Raw genomic sequence first — 22,976 nt, 5'->3', positions numbered from 1 at the left:
TGAAATGGAACAGACAGAAAAGTCGGGCAGACTTGCCTGGTTCCTGATGGTGATAGCCGTTCCGATGATTTTTGCAATTACTGTGTTCGCCATTGTTTTATCCATGATGGGTGTCAATGTAATTGATGAAGCGGCTAAGGCGGGCAAAAACATCCCTATCTTTTCATCATTTTTTAATGAGAACAAAGAAATTGCTCCATCCGTCAAAAAAGGTGCATTGAATCAGGAGCAATATGTAAAACAGCTGAATGAGCAGGATGCTTATATAAAAAGACTTGAAGCAGATATTCGCAAAAAGGAAGATGAAACTTCTTCACTTAAGGATGAAGTCGTCAAGCTGAAACAACAAAATGACGAAGCATCAGCAGAACTCGAGCAGAAAAAAGACGGCAGCTTGTCTGAGCTTTATGCCGAAATGTCTTCCAAGCAGGCTGCGGCAGTTCTTGTACTGCTCGATAATGCTTCAGCCGCAGATATATTAGAATCTTTGGAAACAGATAAACAAGCAGAAATATTAAGCAAGATGGAGCCGAGTGATGCGGCTGAAATGACCTCGCTTCTTTCGCAGTAAAAAAATAAAAGCCAAAGGGGTGAATCAAAGTGGAAGCCATATCACTTCGAGCGCTGAACGGATCAACTACAGACGCGGCAAAGCCGTTTAGACAAACAGGAAGCAGCGATAGCGGCAATTTTTTCGCTCTGTTATCGGCGAGCATAACCCCTGAGCAGCCAGATTTGTTTTACAATTGCAATCCTGATCCGGATGCTGTTCAGCTGAGTGAGAGTTTTAAGGGACTTCTTCCTGAAGGTGAAGAATTATGGAAGGAAAGTATGCTGGAATCTGAGAATGTACAAGAGCTGCTGGCGATGCTGCCTCCATCACTTAGAGAAGAAATAGAGATTTTCTTTCATTCGCTGCAAGAGAATCAGTTAAGCGGCAGTGCTTTGTCAGACGAGGGCATTACGGCGTCCTTAATGCTTTCGTTGCTTCATCATCAGGAAAAAGGAAATCTGCCTAATGAAAGTTCAAAAGAGCAATTGAATATTCTGCAATCTATCAAGAAGCTGGCTGCAGGGGATGCAGCTGATCAAAAAGCTATATTAGCTGCAGTTGATAGATTCCAAAAAAACGTATTACAAGCCAACAGTGCTAATTCAAGAGAGAGTGTTTTGCCAGCAAAACATAACATTCAGGAATTACAGCTCATCAAGGCATTTTACAGACATAATACTGCACAGCAGCCAGCTGCAGAAGCACAAATCTTTCAGCCGGGAGTTATGACTTCTGCAGAGCAGCTTTCGCTTCAGCTTCCTTCAAACTCAAAAGCAGCAGAGACACAGTTTTTGAGAGAGTTTCAAAGTATACTCTTAAAAGGGAAAATTGCCGCGGGCGAAAACGGGACTTCATCCTTGAAACTTCATCTGAATCCAGAAAACTTAGGTTCGATCAAAATTGAGATTATTCATAAGCATGGCGAAATGACAGCAAGAATCACCGCTTCTACTGAAGCGGCTAAAGAAGCTCTCGAAAGCCATCTTCACTCCCTCAAAAGTGCACTTTCATCACAAAAGATCGAACTCGAGAAGCTTGATGTATTTGTTCAGGAAAAGATGCATTACATCTCTAAAGAACAAAGAGAATCACAGCATCAAGAACAGCAGCAGAGAGATGAATCTAAAAAAGAAAACAGTGATAAAAGCAGCCATGCGTTTTCAGACATTCTCGAGCTGCTGAATGAAAGGGTGTAGGTGCGATGGCAAACAGCATTAATAGTGACCTTTTGCTGACAGACTACCGCTCTCAGGCAAAAACTACAGGAAATAGTGTGCTTGGAAAGGACGATTTTCTGAGAATCCTGATTACACAGCTGCAGAACCAGGATCCATCAAATCCAATGCAGGACAGGGAGTTTATCGCTCAAATGGCTCAATTTTCTTCCTTAGAGCAGATGACAAATATGAACAAAACGATGGAGCATTTTTTAGGTATGCAGGCAGATACAATGCTGTTTCAGCATAGTCAGATGATCGGAAAAGAAGTTTCTTATGAAGCAGAAGAGAAAAAAGAAGACGGTACCGCACAAATCATTGTAAAAGAAGGTAAAGTTAAGTCGGTTTTCTGGGAAAACGGCCAAACAAAGCTGGAGCTGACTGATGGCACAAAAATCGAAAGCCTTCAAATTATTAAGGTAAGCGATTCCGCTTCATCCTAAATGATGTTTAGCGGGTTCGAGACATTACATTCAAGCCGTCTAAAATTGAAAAAAACCTAAAAGGGGACTGCAAAATGCTGAGATCAATGTATTCAGGAATTAGCGGAATGAAGAACTTTCAAGTAAAGCTTGACGTGATCGGAAACAATATTGCCAATGTGAACACATACGGGTTTAAAAAAGGCCGTACAACGTTTAAAGACCTTGTGAGCCAGCAGATCTCTGGAGCTTCTGCACCAAGTGCGGAACGCGGAGGTGTCAATGCAAGGCAGGTAGGACTCGGATCTCAAATTTCAACTATTGATACGGTGCACACGCAGGGAAGCCTTCAGACAACCGGACGGCCGCTAGATCTTGGTATTTCAGGTGACGGCTTTTTCCAAGTGATGAATGGTACAGATATTTCGTATACACGTGCAGGAAACTTCTACCTTGACCAAAATGGAGACATTGTAAACTCTGAAGGTCTCTATCTAAGTGGTGATGGGGGGAGCAAAATCAATATACCGACAAGCGCTAAAAGCTTTAGCATTGGTGACAGCGGCATTGTGAACTTTGTTGACGACCAAGGGCAGCTCCAGGAAGCAGGCCGCATCCAATTAGTGAAGTTTGCGAACAGCGAAGGTCTTGAAAAAACGGGAGGAAACACGTATAAAAACACCCCGAATTCAGGCGACCCTGTGCCAGTTTTTCCTACAGAGGACGGCGGAGGGAGCATCGTAGCCGGTGCCCTTGAGATGTCAAACGTAGACCTTTCAGAGGAATTTACTGAGATGATCGTTGCTCAGCGCGGTTTTCAGGCAAACACAAGGATCATCACTACATCTGATGAGATCCTTCAGGAACTTGTCAACCTGAAACGATAATTAGGAGGGAGGCAAGGCCAGTAAATTGATATGGCCTGTCCTGCATGATCACATTAACAAAGCTTAACGGTGAGAGCTTTACACTTAACGCACTTTACATTGAGCAGGTGCAGTCTTTTCCTGATACAACTATCACATTAACGAACGGGAAAAAGCTCGTTGTAAAAGACACAGAGAAGCAGGTCGGAGAAAAGGTGGCTGCCTTTTATAAAGAAATCGCACTCCTGCCCGTGAACATTACTGCAGAGGAAGAAGAATGATGGGAAATAAAAAAGCACTTGTAATCATGTTATCGATGCTTTTTGCCATCACAGCTGTCGGGGCATCGGGGTATTACATCTTTACCATGTTTTCTCCGAAGACGGAAGCTGCGGAACCGACAGCGGACGAACTGGAGGAACTGACGGTTGAAACCGAAGAGATCACGACCAATCTGCTTGATGACGCCTATGTAAAAATAAAGTTCAAAATTCAAGCTGACAGCAAAGACGGTAAAGAAGAACTAGAGAAAAGGCTGTTTCAAGTGAATAACACAATCATCTACGAGATATCGGGGATGAAAACCGATAACCTAAAGGGTCGAGAAGGCATTGTGGGACTCGAGAAGGTGCTGCAGAAAAAAATCTCGGAACTGATGCTTGATGGAAAAGTAGTCAGAGTCTATACAACACAAAAAATTATTCAATAATTATTTCATAAGCCGGAAAAGAGGTGGGACTCTTGGCAGACGTTTTGTCCCAAAATGAAATTGATGCTCTTCTTTCAGCACTGTCTACAGGAGAAATGGATGCTGAAGAGCTTAAAAAAGAAGAATCCGAGAAAAAGATAAAAGTTTACGATTTTAAGAGAGCGCTTCGGTTTTCAAAGGATCAAATACGCGGCCTGACAAGGATACATGAAAATTTCGCCAGGTATTTAACGACGTATTTTTCCGCACAGCTCAGAACGTACATTCAAATTGGTGTCGCTTCAGTCGACCAGCTTCCGTATGAAGAATTTATCCGCAGCGTGCCGAAAATGACGATTCTAAATATATTTGAAGCAAACCCCCTTGAAGGACGCATTTTAATGGAAATCAATCCGAACATCGCATATGCGATGCTCGACAGGGTGATGGGCGGCAGGGGCGCTGGCATGAATAAGATCGAGAACCTTACGGAAATAGAAACGAAGATCATGACACAGCTGTTTGTCCACACGCTTGAAAGCTTTAAAGAGGCATGGAGCCCTACTGTGGAACTTGATCCTTTTATGCTCGACCTTGAGGTAAACCCGCAGTTTTTGCAGATGGTTTCCGCAAATGAAACAGTAGTTGTCATTTCTTTGAATATTACGGTGGGTGAAGTAAGCGGGATGATTAACATCTGCCTGCCTCACGTTGTGATCGAACCGATCATCCCGAAACTATCGCTTCACAGCTGGATGCAGAAAAAGCAAAAGGCACGTCCGCCGGAAGAAATTCATTTTATTGAGAACAATCTCAGAAGCGCGGAACTGCCAGTAAGAGTCGAGCTCGGAATATCTGATCTTACCATCCATGAATTTTTAGAACTTGAGATTGGAGACTGTATCGAGCTGAAGCAAAAAATCGCATCACCAATGGTCATGATGATCGAGAACACACCTAAATTTCGTGTTCAGCCAGGAAAGGTGAATAAAAAAATGGCGGTACAAATCATGGAGTCAATTAAGGAGGATGAAGAACAATGGTAAGCGGTGGAATGCTGTCACAGGATGAAATAGATGCGTTGCTCAGCGGCGGCACTTCCTCTAGTGCAGCAGCACTCATTAACGAGCATTTAACAGAAATAGAGCAAGATGCACTAGGCGAAATCGGGAATATCTCGTTTGGAAGTGCCGCCACAGCGCTTTCCACTCTGCTGAATCAGAAAGTGGAGATCACAACGCCTGTTGTATCAGTGATCCAGCAAGGTTCTCTCAAGGATGAGTTTCCTATCCCGCATGTAGCGGTTGAGGTGACGTATACGGCTGGAATTGAAGGAGCTAACATGCTTGTCATCAAAAAGACAGACGCACAGATCATCGCTGACCTTATGCTCGGCGGTGACGGGAGCGGTCCGTCTCCTGATTTTGGCGAGCTGCAGCTGAGTGCTGTCGGAGAAGCGATGAATCAGATGATGGGTTCAGCATCTACTTCTATGTCAGCAATGTTCGGAAAAATGGTAGACATTTCACCGCCAAGCATAGATTTTTTGGACGTAGAAAAGTCAAACATTCCATTGTCTATGGATGAAACACTTGTTAAAGTTTCGTTCCGCCTAAAAATCGGTACGCTGATTGATTCAAATATTATGCAGCTCGTACAAGTTAAGTTTGCAAAGCTGCTTGTCGCCGAGCTTATAGGTGCAGAACCTGAGATGCCGCAGGCTGCTTCAGAAAAAGCTGAGAGTCCGGAAATAAGCCAAGCAAGTGTACAGGAAGAGGAATATCAAGAGGTTCATAGAGAAGCTACTACAAGACATGACCCTTATATTCATCCAAGGCAGGATAAACCAGTAATGCCAGCAAGCTTTACTGATTTTAGTGACAGCAGCGGTTTTTCGGGAGAAACAAAAAACCTGGACATGCTTTTAGATATACCTCTGCAGGTTACTGTAGAGCTTGGCAGAACGAAAAAATCGATCAAAGAAATACTTGAACTCGGCCATGGCTCTATTATAGAACTGGACAAACTCGCCGGTGAGCCTGTTGATATTTATGTGAATCAAAAGAGAATTGCAAAAGGCGAAGTTGTTGTTATAGAAGAAAACTTTGGCGTACGGGTAACACAGATACTCAGCCAAAAAGACCGTTTACAAAAGCTTAAATAACAGGAGGCAGGCTACATTATGGGAGCTCGTATTTTAGTTGTTGACGATGCAGCATTTATGAGAATGATGATTAAAGATATTTTAACAAAAAATGGTTTTGATGTTGTCGGTGAAGCTGCGGACGGAGCACAGGCTATTGAAAAGTTTAACGAAGTTTCACCAGATCTTGTGACGATGGACATCACGATGCCTGAAATGGACGGGATTACAGCTTTAAAAGAAATTAAAAAAACGCATCCTGAAGCAAAAGTCATCATGTGTTCAGCGATGGGACAGCAAGCGATGGTAATTGATGCTATCCAGGCAGGCGCAAAGGATTTCATCGTTAAGCCATTTCAGGCCGACCGTGTAATTGAAGCCATTAAGAAGACGCTTGGCTAAAAAGAAAGGAACATCATGTTTAAACTTGTACAGATAGCGGCTGTTTTCACTATCTTGCTTCTGCTGCTGCCTCAGCAGCAGACGGCAAAGGCCGAGGGCAGTTACGCTAGCGGCGGGAAATCCGTGTCAGACTGGATCGATAAAGACAAAGAAGGAAAAAATGGATCAGAGAATGTGATTGATAAACCAGACAGCGGGGGAACCCTTTGGATGGTCGTTAAACTGCTGTTTATGCTTGGTGTTGTTATTGCATTGCTTATGTTTGTCCTCAGGTTCATACAAAAAAAATCCTCAGGTTTTCAAGCAGGAAGAACGCTTCAGCTGATGGGCGGAGTCGGACTGGGTCCGAGCCGCTCCGTTCAAGCTGTTAAAGCGGGCAACTCGATTCTGCTTGTTGGCGTAGGGGAGAACGTTACACTGCTGAAGGAAATAACGGACGAGGAGATTATCTCTCAGTTTGAGAACCAGCAGTCAACAGGCAAAGCCTCAGGTCCGAGCTTTCTTTTGAAAAAAGATAACACGGAAGGCGGCATCCCTGCTTTTAAGGAACTGCTGAAAGAGCAGCTGAATGATCTTTCAGAAGGGCGCAGGAAAATAAAAGAGCGCTTGAAAGAAGGAAACAACAATGACTGATTTTATTCCCGGCATCGATTTAGATGCGCTGAACAGCGATGAACCAGCAAATTTAGAGACAACTCTTCAGCTGCTTCTTTTGCTGACAGTGCTTAGTCTTGCGCCGAGCCTCCTGATATTGATGACCTGCTTTACGAGAGTCATTATCGTGCTCTCTTTTGTTAGGACGGCGCTCGCTACCCAGCAGATGCCTCCTAACCAGGTATTGGTTGGAATCGCACTGTTTATTACTTTCTTTATCATGGCGCCAACTTTTGGAGAAGTGAACAAAGAAGCTGTTAAGCCGCTGTTAAAAGGAGAGCTTACACAGCAGGAGGCATTTGAAAGAGGAACAAAGCCTCTGAAAGAATTTATGGCAAAGCAGACAAGGCAAAAAGATCTTGCGCTTTTTATGGAGTATGCGAAGGCGGAAAAACCTAAGTCGGTCCAAGATATACCGCTCACCACGCTTGTTCCGGCTTTTGCAATAAGTGAGCTGAAAACCGCATTCCAGATCGGATTTATGATTTTTGTTCCGTTTCTTGTCATTGATATGGTAGTGGCCAGCGTCCTGATGGCGATGGGGATGATGATGCTTCCTCCTGTCATGATATCCCTGCCGTTTAAGATACTTCTTTTTGTTCTCGTAGACGGGTGGTATTTAATCGTAAAATCGCTGCTGCTAAGCTATTAACTTCCTGGACTAGTAGGTGGAAAAAATGGATTCACAGTTTGTCATTACTCTTGCTGAGCAGGGTGTATATATTACACTGCTAGTCTGCGGACCGCTGCTTGCTCTGGCTTTGATTGTCGGTCTTGCAGTCAGTATTTTTCAGGCAACCACACAGATTCAAGAGCAGACGCTTGCGTTTGTTCCGAAGATAGTCGCCGTGCTTGTCGGCCTGATCTTTTTCGGTCCGTGGATGCTGTCGCAAATATTGGCATTCACGTCTGGCATCTTAAATAATCTTCATCATTATATAGGTTAATAGAATGCCGGATATTAACTACTTGCCAGCATTTTTGTTAATTGCCGCGAGAATAAGCTCGTTTTTTGTTACCGTTCCGATTTTATCAAACCGAAGTATACCGGCCATGCACAAAGCAGCGGTATCACTTTTCATTTCTTGGATCGTCCTGTATACCGTTAAACCGCCGGTGATACCTGCAGATGGAGTATTTTTGCTGCTGCTTCTCAAGGAAGCGATGACTGGTCTTGCCCTCGGTCTAATGGCAGCAGTCCTCTTTTCCGCAATACAAGCGGCAGGAGGATTTATCGATTTGCAAATGGGATTTGCACTTGCGAACGTTTTTGATCCGCAGACAGGTGCACAGACTCCGCTGATGGGAAGATATTTAAACACGTTCGCCGTTTTGTTCCTGCTTGCAACGGACGCACACCATCTTCTGCTGGATGGCATCTTTTACAGCTATCAGTTCATGCCCCTAGAATCGCCAACTTTCCATTTTGGAGATGAAGGCGTCTTAAAGACCGTGCTTTCAGGATTCTCAAGCATGTTTCTGGCAGCCTTTCAGATGGCTCTTCCGATCGTGGGAGCCTTATTCCTGGCAGATCTTGCACTCGGAATCATGGCGAGAACCGTTCCGCAGCTGAACATATTTGTTATCGGTCTGCCGCTGAAAATATTAATCTCGTTTTTATTATTGCTTATTATTTTGCCCGTGTTTTTTGTCAGTTTGAATGCACTCACCGCACAGATAACAGAGGCGATGAGAGCGCTTATGACTGTCCTTGGCGGAGGGAAAGGCGGAGGATAAGATGCAGAAGCTTAACCTGCAGTTCTTTTCTCAGGAAAAAACGGAAAAAGCAACACCTAAAAAGAGGGAGGACACCCGTAAAAAAGGCCAGACTGCCAAAAGTGCGGATGTCAACGCTGCTGTCATTCTGTTTGTTTCCGTTCTCGTTCTTTCCTTTGCCGGAAGCTGGATGGGCGTGAAGATGCTTCACGTCATGAAAGACCGTTTCAGCAAAGGATTACTATTCGATCTTAGTGCCAACGCCGTTCAAAAGCTTTTCACGGAGCTGCTGTATGAAGCAGCAGTTATCGCCGCGCCGATGCTTGCGGCTGCATTTATTGCTGCGTTGTTCTCCAATTACGTTCAAGTAGGATTTCTTTTTTCAACAGAGGCGATCCAGATGAAGCTAGAACGACTGGATCCGATACAAGGATTCAAGCGCATTTATTCAGTAAGGGCAATTGTCGAACTGGCAAAATCCATGCTCAAAATTGCACTCGTAGGGGCTGTAACGTTTTATTTCTTGTATGATGCACGTGAAGAACTGGGAAGGCTCGCTCTTGTCGATCTTGGTGAAGCTCTTTCTGCAATAGGCGGTCTTGTATTAAAAATGATGTTCGCCGCTTCTATAGTGCTTCTGTTTCTTTCACTTCTGGACTACATGTACCAAAAATTTGATTTTGAAAAAAATATCAGGATGTCCAAACAAGACATCAAAGATGAATACAAGAAGTCTGAAGGGGATCCGAAAATCAAATCAAAGATTAAGGAAAAACAGCGGCAGATGGCGATGAGACGGATGATGCAGGAAGTGCCAAAGGCAGATGTGATCATCACCAATCCAACACATTATGCGATTGCACTGCAATATGACGGTTCAAAGATGGAAGCTCCAGTTATCGTTGCAAAAGGAGTCGATCTTGTTGCCCAGAGGATCAAAGAAATTGCCAAAGAACATAAAATAACCACAGTCGAGAATAAGCCGCTGGCTCGGACTCTTTATAGCAGGACGGAAATCGGTGACAGGATCCCCGAGGATCTTTTTAAAGCTGTTGCTGAAATATTGGCATATGTATACCGCATCAAAAGAAAAGCTACTGCAGGAAAATAGGAGTGGGTTAGCATGAAAGCAAGAGATTTAACGGTTTTAATAGGGGTGATTTTAATATTGGCGATGCTGATCATACCGCTTCCCCCATGGATGCTGGATTTTTTGATCATTATCAATATCTCGCTCGCGCTGCTGATTATATTGATCGCCATGAATACGATCGAACCTCTTCAGTTTTCTATATTCCCATCTCTGCTTTTACTTGTGACCCTTTTCAGGCTAGGGCTGAACGTTTCAACGACCCGTTCGATTCTTTCAAACGGAGAAGCTGGTGATGTGGTGCATACTTTTGGAGAATTTGTGGTTCAAGGTAATATACTAGTCGGAATCGTTATATTCTTCATCCTTGTCATTATTCAGTTTATTGTTATCACTAAAGGATCTGAAAGGGTCTCTGAAGTGGCGGCACGCTTCACGTTGGATGCAATGCCAGGGAAGCAGATGAGCATTGATGCTGATCTGAATGCTGGAATGATTTCGGATTTGGAGGCTAAAGACAGGCGGAAAACAGTAGAACGTGAAGCTGACTTTTACGGAGCTATGGATGGGGCGAGTAAATTCGTTAAGGGGGATGCGATTGCAGGCATCATAATCGTTATCCTTAATATGGTTTTTGGAATCATTATCGGGATGATGCAAATGGATCTTTCGTTCGTTGAAAGCGCAGAAACCTTTACAAGACTGACGATTGGCGATGGTTTGGTGAGCCAGATTCCAGCACTTATTATTTCTACAGCAACAGGTATTATCGTTACAAGAGCGGCCTCTGAAGGGAATTTAGGATTTGATGTTTCAAGGCAGCTGCTCGCATTTCCGAAGCTTTTGATAGTGGCGAGCGTTACCATCGTCATGCTCGGTCTCTTCACACCTATAAATGATTTCTTTACGCTCTCGATCGGCGGTCTGATCGCGTTTGGCGGCTATACACTCCTTAAAGCAGAGTCGCGGCAAAAGGTGCTCGAAGATGTTATGGATGAAGATCAGCAGACAGAACAGATGAAGAGTCCTGAATCGGTGGTGAGTCTGCTGCAGGTCGATCCGGTTGAATTTGAGTTTGGCTACAGTCTCATTCCTCTCGCGGATGCTTCTCAGGGAGGAGACTTGCTTGACCGTGTTGTAATGATCAGAAGGCAGATCGCACTCGAGCTTGGCATGATCGTTCCTGTGGTGAGGATACGAGATAATATACAGCTGCAGCCGAATGAGTACCGTATAAAAATAAAGGGCAGTGAAGTTGCACGGGGGGAACTGCTGCTTGACCATTATCTTTCAATGAGTCCAGGTGTAGAGGATGAAGAAATAACCGGAATCAGCACTATAGAGCCTGCTTTTGGTCTGCCGGCATTGTGGATACCTGAAAGCATGAAAGAAAAAGCCGAATACTCTGGCTACACAGTGGTTGATCCTCCATCTGTTGTTTCAACACATCTTACAGAAGTCATAAAAAAGCATGCCCATGAACTGATCGGAAGACAAGAAACGCGTCAGCTGATCGAGCATTTGAAAGAGTCATATCCAGCACTGGTAGAAGAAGTAACGCCAGACGCATTATCAACTGGAGAAATCCAAAAAGTACTTTCAAGACTGTTGAAGGAGAAAATATCCATTCGCAATCTGCCTGTTATTTTTGAAACATTAGCTGATTTTTCAAGGATGACAAAGGATACTGATCTGCTGACGGAATATGTAAGGCAATCTCTTTCCCGCCAGATCTCGCACCATTTCAGTGTTGGAGATGAGCCGCTGAAAGTCATTACACTCGGGGGCAGCGTTGAAAAAAGGATCGCAGAGCATGTGCAGCAGACAGAGCATGGAAACTATCTTTCTCTTGATCCGCAGGATTCTCAATCTATATATGACAGCATCACAAAAGAACTTGAACAATCAAGAAGCTTCGAGCAGACGCCGGTTATTTTATGTTCGCCAGCTGTCCGGATGTACGTCAGGCAGCTTATTGAAAGATATCTGCCAGAAATTGCAGTCCTTTCTTATAATGAACTCGAGCCGGATATTGAAGTACAAAGCGTGGGAGTGGTGAATATCTAATGAAAGTAAAAAAATATACCGCATCTACTCTTCCGGAAGCGATGAAGCTCGTCAAAGCCGATCTTGGCTCCGGAGCTGTCATATTAAATACGAGAGAAATTCAAAAAGGCGGTTTTCTAGGCTTCTTTACGAAAACCGCGATGGAAGTGTTTGCCGCACTCGACAATGATGGACGGGAGCGAATTCATAAACCGATTGAAAGAAACAGCCGCAATTCACCTGCTGCTTCCCCATCACTTGATGCAAAGGTACTCGCAGATGAAATACGGCAGCTTAAAGGTCTTGTTAGTGCGATGAAATCAAAGTCAGATGCAGCAGACGTTCCGGTGCCGCTAAAAGAGTGGGAAGAATACCTTGTTTCGCAGGAGCTGTCACCAGAGCTTATTCAGGAACTGATGAACAGTATGTCTGGCAAATGGAATTCTTTCAGCGATCAAGAGCAGGAAGCTTATGACTGGTCACGCTGGATGTCAGACTGGCTCGCTGCCCGAATGCAAAAAAGTGAATTTGGGCCATTTAACTATGAAACTAAATTTCTGAACGTTGTCGGTCCGACAGGAGTAGGAAAAACGACCACTCTCGCAAAAATTGCAGCAAAGGCTGTCTTAAAGGATGGTAAAAGAGCGGCCTTCATCACGACTGATACATACCGGATCGCCGCTATTGAACAACTGAAGACTTACGCTGAAATTTTAAACATTCCTTGTGAGGTCGCTTATACAGCGGACGATTTCAAGAGAGCGAAAGAAAAGCTGGCAGACTATGATGTAGTATTTGTCGATTCGGCAGGAAGAAACTTTTTAAACCCCTTTTATGTCGAAGAGCTTCAGCGGATTATTCAATTTGACAGCGATATGAAAAACTATCTTGTGCTCTCACTAGTATCGCGATTTGCTGATATGGATGCCATTTATAAACGATTTCAAAACCTGCCGGTGCACAAAGTCATCTTTACAAAAAAAGACGAAACGGTCTCATATGGTGCAATGATAAACTTTTCCATTTTTCATAAAATCGGAACAGCGTATGTTACAGACGGACAGAACGTGCCGGATGATCTAATAGATGGCGACGCAGATAAAATTACTGCTCGGTTCTTAGAGGGCAAGAAAAATGGCTGATCAAGCTGAAGCGTTAAGGCAGAAACTGTCCGTAAAGGCAGGTATGGCAAAAGTTTACGGTGTCGTGAGCGGTAAAGGCGGTGTAGGCAAGTCCAACGTAAGTGCGAATCTGGCTATCTCTCTTTCAAAGGGCGGAAAACGGGTGCTTGTGTTTGACCTCGATATTGGAATGGGCAACGTCGACCTTCTTCTTGGAAAGCCTTCTGCCAAGAGCATTATGGATTTGCTTGAGCATGGCTGCCAAATCTGGGACATCATAGAGGAAGACAAAAGCGGTATTTCACATATAGCGGGCGGCCGGCATTTTGCAAGCCTCGTAAATCTGAATGGAGCCATGATGGATGCATTCTTCAATCAGCTCTCAGAAGCCGAAGCCGTCTATGACTATATTATTCTCGATATGGGAGCCGGCATCACGGAATGGAGCTTAAGCTTCATCTTATGCTGCGATGAAATCTTGACGGTGACTACACCGGAAATTACAAGCGTCACAGATGCTTATTCAATGATCAAGCATATTCACGCAAACTCTCCAAGCCTGCCTGTGAGCCTTATCATCAACCGGTATGAGAGCTATAAAGAAGGCCGGGCTGCAGCGGCAAAACTATTAGAGGTCGCCCAGCGATTCCTGCAAAAAAAATTAAATGTCGCGGGAATGATTCCATATGACACGAATGTCAAAGAAAGTGTTAAGCGCCAGGTTCCTTTCGTTCTGTACAATCCTCAGTCTCCAGCCAGCACCGCAGTTAAAGAACTAGCTGGCTGCTTAAGCGGGGAAAGGTATCAAGAAAAAAGAACATCATCCTCGTCATTTTTTGGACGGGTTAAAGTGTTTTTTAAAGGAAGGTAGTGTCTCATGGTAAAACCCGTAAGTGTATTAGTTGTGGATGATTCAGCATTTATGAGGAAATACATTTCCGACATCCTTGTCTCTGACAAACGAATTATCATCGCAGGCACCGCGCGAAACGGGAAAGAAGCCATTGATAAAATCAATCAGCTTCGTCCGGATGTGGTCACCATGGATGTGGAGATGCCCGTGCTTGATGGGCTCGAAGCAGTTAAACTCATCATGAGCCAATGTCCTGTTCCGGTCATCATGCTCAGCAGCACGACAAAAATCGGCGCCGACAATACGATTCAAGCTATGTCTTGTGGCGCTGTAGATTTTATTCAGAAGCCTTCAGGTGCCATTTCACTGAACTTGCATGAAATTCAGGATGATTTGATCGAAAAAGTGCTCATGGCTTCAAAAGCTATGCTGCACAATCATCTCGGGCAAGAACGCAGCCAGACAGATAATGTTATACGCGCACCTAAAATTATACAGTCATCTAAACAAATGAAACCTGTCATATTGATCGGAACATCAACCGGCGGTCCGAGAGCTCTTCAAACCGTGCTCGCGGAGCTTCCCGGAAGCATTAACGCGCCAGCTTTAGTTGTTCAGCACATGCCGCCAGGATTTACTGCCTCTTTAGCACAGCGTCTTGATTCTTTGTCGCCATTAAAAATAAAAGAAGCTGAACATAAAGAGGTTCTTCAAAACGGCACAGTATATATAGCCCCGGGAGGCTCTCATCTTCGCATTCGTGAAGATTCGGGAGAACTGGTAGCGCTTTTGGATCAAGAACCTCCTGAGCTCGGACACCGGCCGTCGGTAAATGTTCTGTTTGAAAGCGCCGTACAGCTTCCTTCATACCGTAAAATCGCAGTGATCATGACCGGGATGGGCAGTGACGGAACAGAAGGTGTAACGGCTTTGAAAAAAAGCGGACATACAGAAGTTATCGCAGAATCTGAGGAATCATGTGTTGTGTACGGGATGCCAAAGTCCGCCATCTTAGCCGGTCAGGCAGATGAAATTCATCATGTGAAGGACATTGCAAAAGCGATAGTCAAATTAATATAGAAGGGGGATGCCAATATGGAGATGACTCAATATTTAGATATTTTTTTAGATGAGAGCAGAGAGCACCTTCAATCGATCAACACACAGCTTCTGCTGCTTGAAAGCAATCCAGAAGAGCTTTCAATTGTAAATGAAATCTTCCGTTCTGCCCATACACTTAAAGGAATGTCTGCGACGATGGGGTTTGCAGACCTCGCAAGTCTGACACATGTGATGGAAAACTTGCTTGATGCCATCCGCAATAAAAGAGCTGAAGCCACACCTGAAGTGCTAGATGCACTCTTTTCCTCGATCGACCATCTGGAAAATATGGTTGCGTCTATTGGATCAGGAGGTGAAGGGAAGCGCGATGTTTCGGAAACAGTAGCACTGCTCGAACTGCTGGAAACCGGACAACAGGCTCCAGGTGATAATAAGAATTCTCATGCTGAAAGCGGGCTGGAATATGACGACTATGAAAAAACCATTATTTCTGAGTCAGTAGAACAAGGGTTTCAAGTCTTTGAAATTATGGTCACTCTTGAAGCCGAATGTTTATTAAAAGCAGCAAGAGTTTACATGGTGTTTAACTCACTTGAAACGAACGGAGATATCATTAAGGCCAATCCGCCGATCGAGCAGCTTGAAGCTGAGCAGTTTAACGACACATTTACAATCGTGTTACTGACAAATGCTGAAGCAGAAAGTATTAGAAAGAACATTTCCTCTATTTCAGAAGTTAAAAGTGTAAATGTCAAGCTTGCACTTCCTCATGCTGAAAAAAGCGGAGTCAGCATACCTGGACCTGCCCGTGAGGAAGCAGCTGAGAATATACCTGTTGCTGCTGAAAAGAGTACAGCCTCTTCTTCGGCAGGAAGCAAAACAATCCGGGTAAACATCGATAGGCTAAATGATCTCATGAACCTTTTTGAAGAGCTTGTCATTGAAAGAGGCAGACTGGAACAGCTCTCAAGAGGCATTAAAAAGCAAGAACTGACTGAAACAGTTGAAAGGATGTCCAGAACATCGGCAGATTTGCAGGATATCATCCTAAAGCTGAGGATGGTGGCGGTTGAATCGGTATTTAACCGTTTTCCGAGAATGATCAGAGGTCTTGCAAAGGATCTAGGGAAAAAAGTAAACCTTGAGATAAGCGGAGCCGAAACAGAGCTCGACAGAACGTTTATCGATGAAATTGGCGACCCTCTTGTCCATCTGCTGAGAAATTCTTTAGATCATGGTATTGAAAAGCCAAGTGAGCGGATTGCTGCTGGTAAAAATGAAACCGGAACCATCCATCTCCGCGCTTATCACAGCGGCAATCTTGTGTTCATCGAGATTGAAGATGATGGCGGCGGTATTAATAGAGACAAGGTACTGCAAAAGGCGCTGGAGAACGGTCTGATTTCACAAGTGGCAGCTGATTCTATGACAGACCAGCAAATCTATGCACTTCTTTTCGCTTCTGGGTTTTCAACTGCTGATACGGTATCTGACATATCAGGGCGAGGAGTAGGGCTCGATGTTGTAAAAAACAAGATAGAATCTCTGGGAGGCAGCATAACGGTCGATTCATCAAGAGGAAAAGGGACAACGTTCTCAATCCAGCTGCCTCTGACACTGTCTATACTTAAAGCACTTCTTGTAAAAGTGCACAACGAAAAATATGCGATTCCTTTATCGTCCATTATTGAAACAGCTGTGGTTGAAAGTGACCAAATACAATCGCTTCACGGCCAGGATGTGTTGCAGTACAGGGGCAAAGTGGTGCCGCTCATTTATCTTGAAGAAACATTCAATATTCCTAGTAAGGATGGCTGCAGAGAAGAACGATATATTGTTCTTGTCAGAAGGGGAGATAAAACTGTGGGACTCGCTGTTGATTCGTTTATCGGACAGCAGGAGATCGTTTTGAAATCGCTTGGAAGCTATTTATCGGCAAGTGTTCATGCCATTTCAGGAGCTGCGATTCTCGGGGACGGGGAAGTAGCGCTAGTAGTCGACAGCAGCGCGCTGATTAAATAAAGGAGGAAGAAAAATGACGACGGAAATTGCCGAAGCAGCATTGTCTCAACAGCTGATTGTTTTTCAATTAAATGAAGAAGAATTTGCTTTAGATGTTTCACAAGTAAAATCAATTGAAAGAATTCAGCCTGTTACAAGGGTTCCTGGCACTGCTTCATTTGTAAAAGGAGTGATCAACTTAAGAGGAGTGATCACCCCTGTAATAGATCTGAACGAACGATTTGGCAGCGATGCAGAAGTAACTGAGAAGACAGCTAAAATTATCATTGCGGCAATTAATGATGTAGAAGCGGGACTGATTGTTGATGAAGCGAACGACGTCATCGATATTCTGGCTGACTCGATAGAAGCTCCTCCTGAAGCAGAAGGGAATGTCAGTGCCGAATACATTAAAGGCGTGGTTAAACATAACGGAAAAATACTGATTTTATTAAATTTAGACAAAGTTCTTAATCCTGATGAATTGAGGGCAACGGAAAAGTAATGATAGGACCGTTCGGAAACATTACCCCCTTTCATCTTGATATCTTAAAAGAAATCGGGAACATTGGAGCAGGACACGCTGCTACGGCACTATCTTCACTCTTGAACAAGGGTGTTGACATGAAGGTTCCTTCTGTAAAGGTTGTTTCGTTTCATGAGATAACAGAACTGATCGGGGGATCTGAAACGATAGTTGCATCTGTTTTTTTTAGGGTGAACGGCGAGGCGCCTGGCTGCATGTTTTTCATGATGCCTTCTCTTCAGGCGTCTCACCTTATAGGACAGCTGACAGGAGAACATACAGAAGATTGGAAAGAGTTTTCTGAGATGGCATTTTCCGCACTGCAGGAAACAGGCAACATTTTGTCGGGATCCTATTTATCTTCGCTTTCAGATTTTACTGGATTGAAGCTGCATCCTTCTGTTCCAGCTACAACAGTCGATATGGCTGGAGCGGTGCTTAGCTGGGGTCTGATGGAGATCTCGGCGGTGAGTGATTATGCGATTGTAATTGAAACAGCTTTTACCGGGATGAACGATCAGAATGGCGAATCGTTAAAAGGGCACTTTTTTCTTCTGCCAGATCCCGATTCGTACCGGAAAATATTCAATGCATTAGGAGTCCCTCTCGATGAGTGAAGTCAAAAAAATAGGCATCGCGGGAATTGGAACAGTTCGTGTCCCCCAAAAGATCAGGACGGCTGGCCTTGGCTCATGCGTTGGTGTCGTCTTGTTCGATGAAACTAGAAAAATCGGCGGTATGGTTCATATTATGCTGCCGGATTCCTCTATCGCAAAAAACGGGGAATTTAATGAAGGAAAGTTCGCTGACACAGGAGTAAGGCTTTTGTATAAAATGCTTGTATCAGAAGGCGCAAGGTCATTAAAAGCTAAGCTGGCAGGCGGTGCTCAAATGTTTCAGTTCTCAGGAGGGGGCGATTTTATGCGGATCGGCCCAAGAAACGTGGAGGCAGTAAAGCTAGAGCTTAAAACGCTTAAAATCAATGTGCAGTCAGAAGACACTGGCGGTTCATACGGCAGAACGATTGAGTTTAACCCTGAAAATGGCGAGCTTCACGTTAAAACGGCGAGCTCTGGAATAAACATTATCTAGCAGGAGCAATCAAACTCAAAGAAGGAGGTTGGAAGTATCATGTCAGAACCGTCATATACTGCAGAACAGACATGCTGGAAAAAATGGAACAGCAGCCGGGATAAAGATGCTGGTGACGAGCTGCTCCGTGCTTATCTTCCGCTTGTGAATTATCATGTACAGCGCATTTCGGTCGGTCTGCCCAAAAGTGTCAACAAAGATGAACTTCGTTCACTGGGGATGCTCGGGTTGTATGACGCACTAGAAAAGTTTGAGCCGGAGCGTGATCTAAAGTTTGATACGTATGCTTCTTTCCGTGTGAGGGGGGCGATACTTGATGGCTTGAGAAGGGAAGATTGGCTTCCTAGATCGCTTCGTGAAAAAACCAAAAAAGTCGAAGCTGCTATCGAGAAACTCGAACAGATGAACTTAAGAAGTGTGACACCTCAGGAAGTGGCGGATGAGACCGGTTTTTCAGAGAATGAAGTAACATCGGTTCTTTCTGAAAGCTTTTTTGCCAATATATTATCGATCGATGAAGAAAACCGCGACAGTGAAAGCCGTGAAAAAGTCAGTTATTCAATAGAAGATAAAAAAGCGGTAACCCCTGAAAATCAGCTGCTGCGGGACGAACTGCACAGTGAACTGGCTCTTGTAATCGGACAGCTTCCTGAGAAAGAGCAGCTCGTAGTGAGTCTTTTTTATTACGAAGAGCTGACACTTACAGAGATCGGACAGGTGCTTGGGCTATCAACTTCAAGAATATCTCAGATCCACTCCAAGTCCTTGTTCCGTATCCGGCAAGTGCTGAAGAAATACTTATAATGACAGAGACAGGTGTGTAGCAATGACAGGACTAATGGCATTAAGTTTTTTACTGCATGTTATTTCCTTATACTTCATTTTTCAGCTCCGAAATGAAAGGGCAGAGTCACGTAAACAGCTCAGCCGGATGACGGAAGATATTGAAGAAACCCTAGCATCTTTTTCTGCAGATATGATGGTAGAGAATGAGAAAATCCTTGAAAGTATAAGCAAGATGAACAATGACAGACAACCTTCATCCGAGGATATTCCTGAAACCTATTATAATGAAGAGGAAGAAATAAGGATTTCCGATAATTTCCCAGATGGCAGTCTGTCAGCAGATCAAGAAAGAATTATCCAGCTGGCAAATGAAGGGCTCGATTCAACCGAAATTGCAAAAGTGATGAATAAAGGCAAAGGCGAAGTCGACCTTTTATTAAAATTTTATCGGTAACCCTGCAAAATTGCTTGCGGGGTTATCTTTATTTATGATATATTAATTGACGGTGTTAATCACACACGCCTTAGCGGATTTAGACGAATGGTGCTGGCTTTTGTCCAGTTTTCGTTTAAAGAAGAAGCGGGCGGAGGAAAAAAACCATCAGGAGGTGCCATTATGGCAGTAATTTCAATGAAACAGTTATTAGAAGCAGGGGTACACTTCGGCCACCAGACGCGCCGCTGGAACCCAAAAATGTCACGTTACATCTTCACAGAGCGTAACGGCATTTACATCATCGACCTTCAAAAGACAGTTAAAAAGGTTGAAGAGTGCTACAACGTGATGAAAAACATCGCGGCTGACGGAGGGAAAATCCTTTTCGTTGGAACAAAAAAACAGGCGCAGGATTCTGTTAAAGAAGAAGCTGAGCGTTCTGGAATGTACTTCATCAACCAGCGCTGGTTGGGCGGAACTCTTACAAACTTCGGAACAATCCGTAAGCGTATCAGCCGTCTTAAGCAGCTTGAAAAAATGCAGGAAGACGGAACATTTGATGTTCTTCCAAAGAAAGAAGTAATCATTCTTAAAAAAGAAATGGATCGTCTTGAGAAGTTCCTAGGCGGAATCAAGGACATGGAGAAGCTTCCTGACGCTTTATTCGTTGTTGATCCGCGCAAAGAACGTATTGCGATTGCTGAAGCCCGTAAGCTTAACATTCCAATCATTGCGATTGTAGATACAAACTGCGATCCGGATGAAGTTGACTACGTGATCCCTGGTAATGACGATGCGATCCGTGCAGTTAAGCTTCTTACTGGAAAAATGGCTGATGCTGTAATCGAAGCTAACCAAGGCGGAGAAGAAGCAGCAGAAGAGCAGACTGAAGAAACATCTGCATAATAATTGGAAATAACTAAAAGGGTGATAGAGGGGGCTGCCCTTTATCCCCTTTTTTTCAAGAGAAGTGTGAAACGGGACAGGCTATTAAAAGCCTGCTTTCTACATAAAAACTAAGGAGGAATATTATCATGGCTGTAACAGCACAAATGGTAAAAGAACTACGTGAAAAAACAGGCGCAGGAATGATGGACTGCAAAAAAGCATTAACAGAAACAAACGGTGACATGGAAAAAGCGATTGACTATCTTCGTGAAAAAGGCATCGCAAAAGCTGCGAAAAAAGCAGACCGCATCGCTGCAGAAGGTTTGACTTCTGTTCTTGTAGAAGGAAACAAAGCAGTAATTCTAGAAGTAAACTCAGAAACAGACTTTGTTGCTAAAAACGACAAGTTCAAAGAAGTAATCGCAACTCTTGAAAAGCACCTTCTTGCTACAAACCCTGCAAGTGTTGAAGAAGCTCTTGCTTCTGACCTTAACGGCACTTCTGTAGAAGAGTACATTAACTCTGCGATCGCTACAATCGGAGAAAAAATCTCTCTTCGCCGTTTCCAGATCGTTGAAAAAGGCGACAACGCAGCATTTGGATCGTACCTTCACATGGGCGGACGCATCGGCGTTTTGACTGTTCTTGAAGGAACTACTGATGAGGCAGCAGCGAAAGATATCGCGATGCACGTTGCAGCAGTTAACCCTAAATACATCTCCCGCGACCAAGTTGGAGAAGAAGAAGTGGCGCGTGAGCGTGAAGTTCTTACGCAGCAGGCGCTTAACGAAGGCAAGCCTGAAAACATCGTAGCTAAGATGGTAGAAGGACGCCTCAGCAAGTACTTCGAAGATATTTGCTTGAACGACCAATCTTTCGTTAAAGACCCAGATCAGAAAGTTGGAAAGTATGCGGCTTCTAAAGGCGCAACAGTTGCTTCCTTCGTTCGTTACGAAGTTGGAGAAGGCATGGAAAAGCGTGAAGACAACTTCGCTGAAGAAGTTATGTCTCAAGTTAAAAAGTAACCAGAAAAAGTAACTAGAAACTATAAAAGAAGGGGGCACAATGTGTTCCCTCTTTTTTAAAGTGAGCGAAATTTCAAGGTGATGGAGGGACTTATGAGTAATTCGAAGTATCAGCGCGTAGTGTTAAAATTAAGCGGAGAAGCGTTAGCAGGCGGTCAGCCTACTGGCATTGACCCAGTTGTAGTACAGTCAGTAGCAAACCAGGTTAAAGAAATTGTGGAGCTTGGAGTAGAAGTGGCTGTTGTCGTTGGCGGGGGAAATCTCTGGCGCGGCAAAACAGGCAGCGAAATGGGAATGGACCGTGCTTCCGCTGATTATATGGGTATGCTTGCGACTGTCATGAACTCGCTTGCGCTGCAGGACAGCTTAGAGAACATCGGGGTTCAAACTAGAGTGCAAACTTCTATAGAAATGCGCCAGGTTGCAGAGCCTTATATCCGCAGAAAGGCAATACGTCACCTTGAAAAGAAACGTGTGGTTATTTTTGCAGCCGGTACAGGTAACCCGTACTTTTCAACAGATACTACAGCGGCTCTTAGAGCGGCTGAGATTGAAGCTGAAGTTATTCTGATGGCTAAGAATAATGTGGACGGAGTATACTCCGCTGATCCAAAGCTTGATCAAAACGCTGTCAAATATTCCAGCCTATCTTATCTCGATATCCTCAAGGAAGGATTGGCTGTAATGGATACAACAGCTTCATCACTTTGCATGGACAACGATATTCCTCTCGTAGTATTCTCGATTATGGAGGAAGGCAACATCAAACGAGCCATTCTTGGCGAAGAAATCGGAACTGTGATAAGGGGGAGAAATTAATGGCTAAACAAGTTTTAACTCAAGCAGAAGAAAAAATGAAAAAAGCAATCGCAGCATTTCAGCGTGAACTAGGATCTATCCGTGCCGGCCGTGCTAATCCATCACTTTTAGACCGTATTCAAGTTGATTATTACGGTGCAGCAACACCGATTAACCAGCTTGCTGGTGTAACAGTGCCGGAAGCACGTCTATTGGTCATCCAGCCATATGACAAAACGGCAATCGCGGACATTGAAAAAGCGATTCAAAAGTCTGATCTTGGTCTTACTCCTTCAAACGACGGATCAGTAATCCGCATTACGATCCCACCGTTAACAGAAGAGCGCCGTAAAGAGCTTGCGAAGCTAGTGAAGAAATATGCAGAAGATGCTAAAGTAGCATTGCGTAATATTCGCCGTGACGCTAACGAAGACTTGAAGAAGCTAGAAAAAGAAGGCGAAATCACAGAAGATGAGCTGCGCCGCAATAATGACGATGTTCAGAAGCTTACAGATAAGTATACATCTGAAGCTGATGCAGTCATGGCAAATAAAGAAAAAGAAATCATGGAAGTGTAACGATATTCACTGT

The 22,976-nt window shown here is 44.1% G+C and carries 28 protein-coding genes; all 28 read left to right on the top strand.

Features of this window, described 5'->3' with window-relative positions:
- Positions 1 to 4: 4 nt before the first annotated feature.
- The 28 genes from CGZ90_RS02835 (at position 5) to frr (ending at position 22,963) form a co-directional block, all read left to right on the top strand.
- Positions 5 to 571 (top strand): MotE family protein, encoded by a 567-nt coding sequence (locus CGZ90_RS02835; protein ID WP_165766746.1) that lies wholly within the window; start codon positions 5 to 7, stop codon positions 569 to 571.
- Positions 572 to 600: 29 nt separating this feature from the next.
- Positions 601 to 1,749: a flagellar hook-length control protein FliK gene (locus CGZ90_RS02830; RefSeq protein WP_094250814.1), complete on the top strand. Its 1,149-nt coding sequence runs from the start codon at positions 601 to 603 to the stop codon at positions 1,747 to 1,749.
- Positions 1,750 to 1,754: 5 nt separating this feature from the next.
- Entirely contained in the window at positions 1,755 to 2,213 is a 459-nt protein-coding gene (gene flgD, locus CGZ90_RS02825; RefSeq protein ID WP_094250813.1) for a flagellar hook assembly protein FlgD, read from the top strand.
- Positions 2,214 to 2,287: 74 nt separating this feature from the next.
- On the top strand, positions 2,288 to 3,079 hold the full coding sequence (gene flgG, locus CGZ90_RS02820) for a flagellar basal body rod protein FlgG (protein WP_094250812.1): 792 nt from the start codon (positions 2,288 to 2,290) through the stop codon (positions 3,077 to 3,079).
- A 44-nt stretch (positions 3,080 to 3,123) separates the two neighbouring features.
- Complete coding sequence (locus CGZ90_RS02815) at positions 3,124 to 3,339, top strand: flagellar FlbD family protein (RefSeq protein WP_094250811.1); 216 nt, start codon at positions 3,124 to 3,126, stop codon at positions 3,337 to 3,339.
- Positions 3,336 to 3,767, top strand: coding sequence for a flagellar basal body-associated protein FliL (gene fliL, locus CGZ90_RS02810; RefSeq protein ID WP_240515329.1), 432 nt, complete (start codon positions 3,336 to 3,338; stop codon positions 3,765 to 3,767). Before CGZ90_RS02815 ends, fliL begins: the two co-directional genes overlap by 4 nt.
- Before the next feature lie 32 nt (positions 3,768 to 3,799).
- Positions 3,800 to 4,792 (top strand): flagellar motor switch protein FliM, encoded by a 993-nt coding sequence (gene fliM / locus CGZ90_RS02805; protein WP_094250809.1) that lies wholly within the window; start codon positions 3,800 to 3,802, stop codon positions 4,790 to 4,792.
- Positions 4,786 to 5,910: a flagellar motor switch phosphatase FliY gene (fliY, locus tag CGZ90_RS02800; protein ID WP_094250808.1), complete on the top strand. Its 1,125-nt coding sequence runs from the start codon at positions 4,786 to 4,788 to the stop codon at positions 5,908 to 5,910. The genes fliM and fliY overlap by 7 nt, the downstream gene beginning before the upstream one ends.
- A gap of 18 nt (positions 5,911 to 5,928) precedes the next feature.
- Positions 5,929 to 6,291: a response regulator gene (locus CGZ90_RS02795; protein ID WP_094250807.1), complete on the top strand. Its 363-nt coding sequence runs from the start codon at positions 5,929 to 5,931 to the stop codon at positions 6,289 to 6,291.
- Between the two features lie 15 nt (positions 6,292 to 6,306).
- Entirely contained in the window at positions 6,307 to 6,924 is a 618-nt protein-coding gene (locus CGZ90_RS02790; RefSeq protein ID WP_094250806.1) for a flagellar biosynthetic protein FliO, read from the top strand.
- Positions 6,917 to 7,597, top strand: coding sequence for a flagellar type III secretion system pore protein FliP (gene fliP, locus CGZ90_RS02785; protein WP_094250805.1), 681 nt, complete (start codon positions 6,917 to 6,919; stop codon positions 7,595 to 7,597). Before CGZ90_RS02790 ends, fliP begins: the two co-directional genes overlap by 8 nt.
- Positions 7,598 to 7,622: 25 nt before the next feature.
- Positions 7,623 to 7,892: a flagellar biosynthesis protein FliQ gene (fliQ, locus tag CGZ90_RS02780; RefSeq protein ID WP_094250804.1), complete on the top strand. Its 270-nt coding sequence runs from the start codon at positions 7,623 to 7,625 to the stop codon at positions 7,890 to 7,892.
- A gap of 4 nt (positions 7,893 to 7,896) precedes the next feature.
- Positions 7,897 to 8,682 (top strand): flagellar biosynthetic protein FliR, encoded by a 786-nt coding sequence (fliR, locus tag CGZ90_RS02775; RefSeq protein WP_094250803.1) that lies wholly within the window; start codon positions 7,897 to 7,899, stop codon positions 8,680 to 8,682.
- Position 8,683: 1 nt separating this feature from the next.
- The gene (gene flhB / locus CGZ90_RS02770; RefSeq protein ID WP_094250802.1) at positions 8,684 to 9,772 is read left to right on the top strand and encodes a flagellar biosynthesis protein FlhB; all 1,089 of its coding nucleotides are present in this window, start codon (positions 8,684 to 8,686) and stop codon (positions 9,770 to 9,772) included.
- Between the two features lie 12 nt (positions 9,773 to 9,784).
- Positions 9,785 to 11,818, top strand: coding sequence for a flagellar biosynthesis protein FlhA (gene flhA, locus CGZ90_RS02765; protein ID WP_094250801.1), 2,034 nt, complete (start codon positions 9,785 to 9,787; stop codon positions 11,816 to 11,818).
- Positions 11,818 to 12,939 (top strand): flagellar biosynthesis GTPase FlhF, encoded by a 1,122-nt coding sequence (gene flhF / locus CGZ90_RS02760; RefSeq protein ID WP_094250800.1) that lies wholly within the window; start codon positions 11,818 to 11,820, stop codon positions 12,937 to 12,939. The genes flhA and flhF overlap by 1 nt, the downstream gene beginning before the upstream one ends.
- Positions 12,932 to 13,789 (top strand): MinD/ParA family protein, encoded by an 858-nt coding sequence (locus CGZ90_RS02755; RefSeq protein WP_094250799.1) that lies wholly within the window; start codon positions 12,932 to 12,934, stop codon positions 13,787 to 13,789. The genes flhF and CGZ90_RS02755 overlap by 8 nt, the downstream gene beginning before the upstream one ends.
- A 6-nt stretch (positions 13,790 to 13,795) precedes the next feature.
- The gene (locus CGZ90_RS02750) at positions 13,796 to 14,851 is read left to right on the top strand and encodes a protein-glutamate methylesterase/protein-glutamine glutaminase (RefSeq protein ID WP_094250798.1); all 1,056 of its coding nucleotides are present in this window, start codon (positions 13,796 to 13,798) and stop codon (positions 14,849 to 14,851) included.
- Between the two features lie 15 nt (positions 14,852 to 14,866).
- A complete protein-coding gene (locus CGZ90_RS02745) occupies positions 14,867 to 16,855 on the top strand; it encodes a chemotaxis protein CheA (protein ID WP_094250797.1) in 1,989 nt (662 codons plus the stop codon).
- 13 nt (positions 16,856 to 16,868) lie between these two features.
- Positions 16,869 to 17,339 (top strand): chemotaxis protein CheW, encoded by a 471-nt coding sequence (locus tag CGZ90_RS02740; RefSeq protein WP_094250796.1) that lies wholly within the window; start codon positions 16,869 to 16,871, stop codon positions 17,337 to 17,339.
- A complete protein-coding gene (locus CGZ90_RS02735; RefSeq protein ID WP_094250795.1) occupies positions 17,339 to 17,977 on the top strand; it encodes a chemotaxis protein CheC in 639 nt (212 codons plus the stop codon). Before CGZ90_RS02740 ends, CGZ90_RS02735 begins: the two co-directional genes overlap by 1 nt.
- Positions 17,970 to 18,452 carry a chemotaxis protein CheD gene (locus tag CGZ90_RS02730; protein ID WP_094250794.1) on the top strand — a complete coding sequence of 161 codons (483 nt, stop codon included), beginning with the start codon at positions 17,970 to 17,972 and terminating at the stop codon, positions 18,450 to 18,452. Before CGZ90_RS02735 ends, CGZ90_RS02730 begins: the two co-directional genes overlap by 8 nt.
- Positions 18,453 to 18,491: 39 nt before the next feature.
- Positions 18,492 to 19,256 (top strand): FliA/WhiG family RNA polymerase sigma factor, encoded by a 765-nt coding sequence (locus CGZ90_RS02725; protein ID WP_094250793.1) that lies wholly within the window; start codon positions 18,492 to 18,494, stop codon positions 19,254 to 19,256.
- Positions 19,257 to 19,278: 22 nt separating this feature from the next.
- Complete coding sequence (locus CGZ90_RS02720) at positions 19,279 to 19,692, top strand: DUF6115 domain-containing protein (RefSeq protein WP_094250792.1); 414 nt, start codon at positions 19,279 to 19,281, stop codon at positions 19,690 to 19,692.
- A 162-nt stretch (positions 19,693 to 19,854) separates the two neighbouring features.
- On the top strand, positions 19,855 to 20,580 hold the full coding sequence (gene rpsB / locus CGZ90_RS02715; protein ID WP_094251762.1) for a 30S ribosomal protein S2: 726 nt from the start codon (positions 19,855 to 19,857) through the stop codon (positions 20,578 to 20,580).
- 128 nt (positions 20,581 to 20,708) lie between these two features.
- Positions 20,709 to 21,587, top strand: a complete 879-nt coding sequence (gene tsf / locus CGZ90_RS02710) for a translation elongation factor Ts (protein WP_094250791.1) — start codon at positions 20,709 to 20,711, stop codon at positions 21,585 to 21,587.
- A 93-nt stretch (positions 21,588 to 21,680) separates the two neighbouring features.
- Positions 21,681 to 22,406 carry a UMP kinase gene (pyrH, locus tag CGZ90_RS02705; RefSeq protein WP_094250790.1) on the top strand — a complete coding sequence of 242 codons (726 nt, stop codon included), beginning with the start codon at positions 21,681 to 21,683 and terminating at the stop codon, positions 22,404 to 22,406.
- Positions 22,406 to 22,963 (top strand): ribosome recycling factor, encoded by a 558-nt coding sequence (gene frr, locus CGZ90_RS02700; protein WP_094250789.1) that lies wholly within the window; start codon positions 22,406 to 22,408, stop codon positions 22,961 to 22,963. The genes pyrH and frr overlap by 1 nt, the downstream gene beginning before the upstream one ends.
- Positions 22,964 to 22,976 lie beyond the last annotated feature (13 nt).

This window comes from Fictibacillus aquaticus (genome assembly GCF_002245695.1).
Lineage (GTDB): Bacteria > Bacillota > Bacilli > Bacillales > Fictibacillaceae > Fictibacillus > Fictibacillus aquaticus.
Note: the sequence above shows the minus strand (reverse complement) of the source record. Positions and strands in the feature narration are given on the sequence as shown.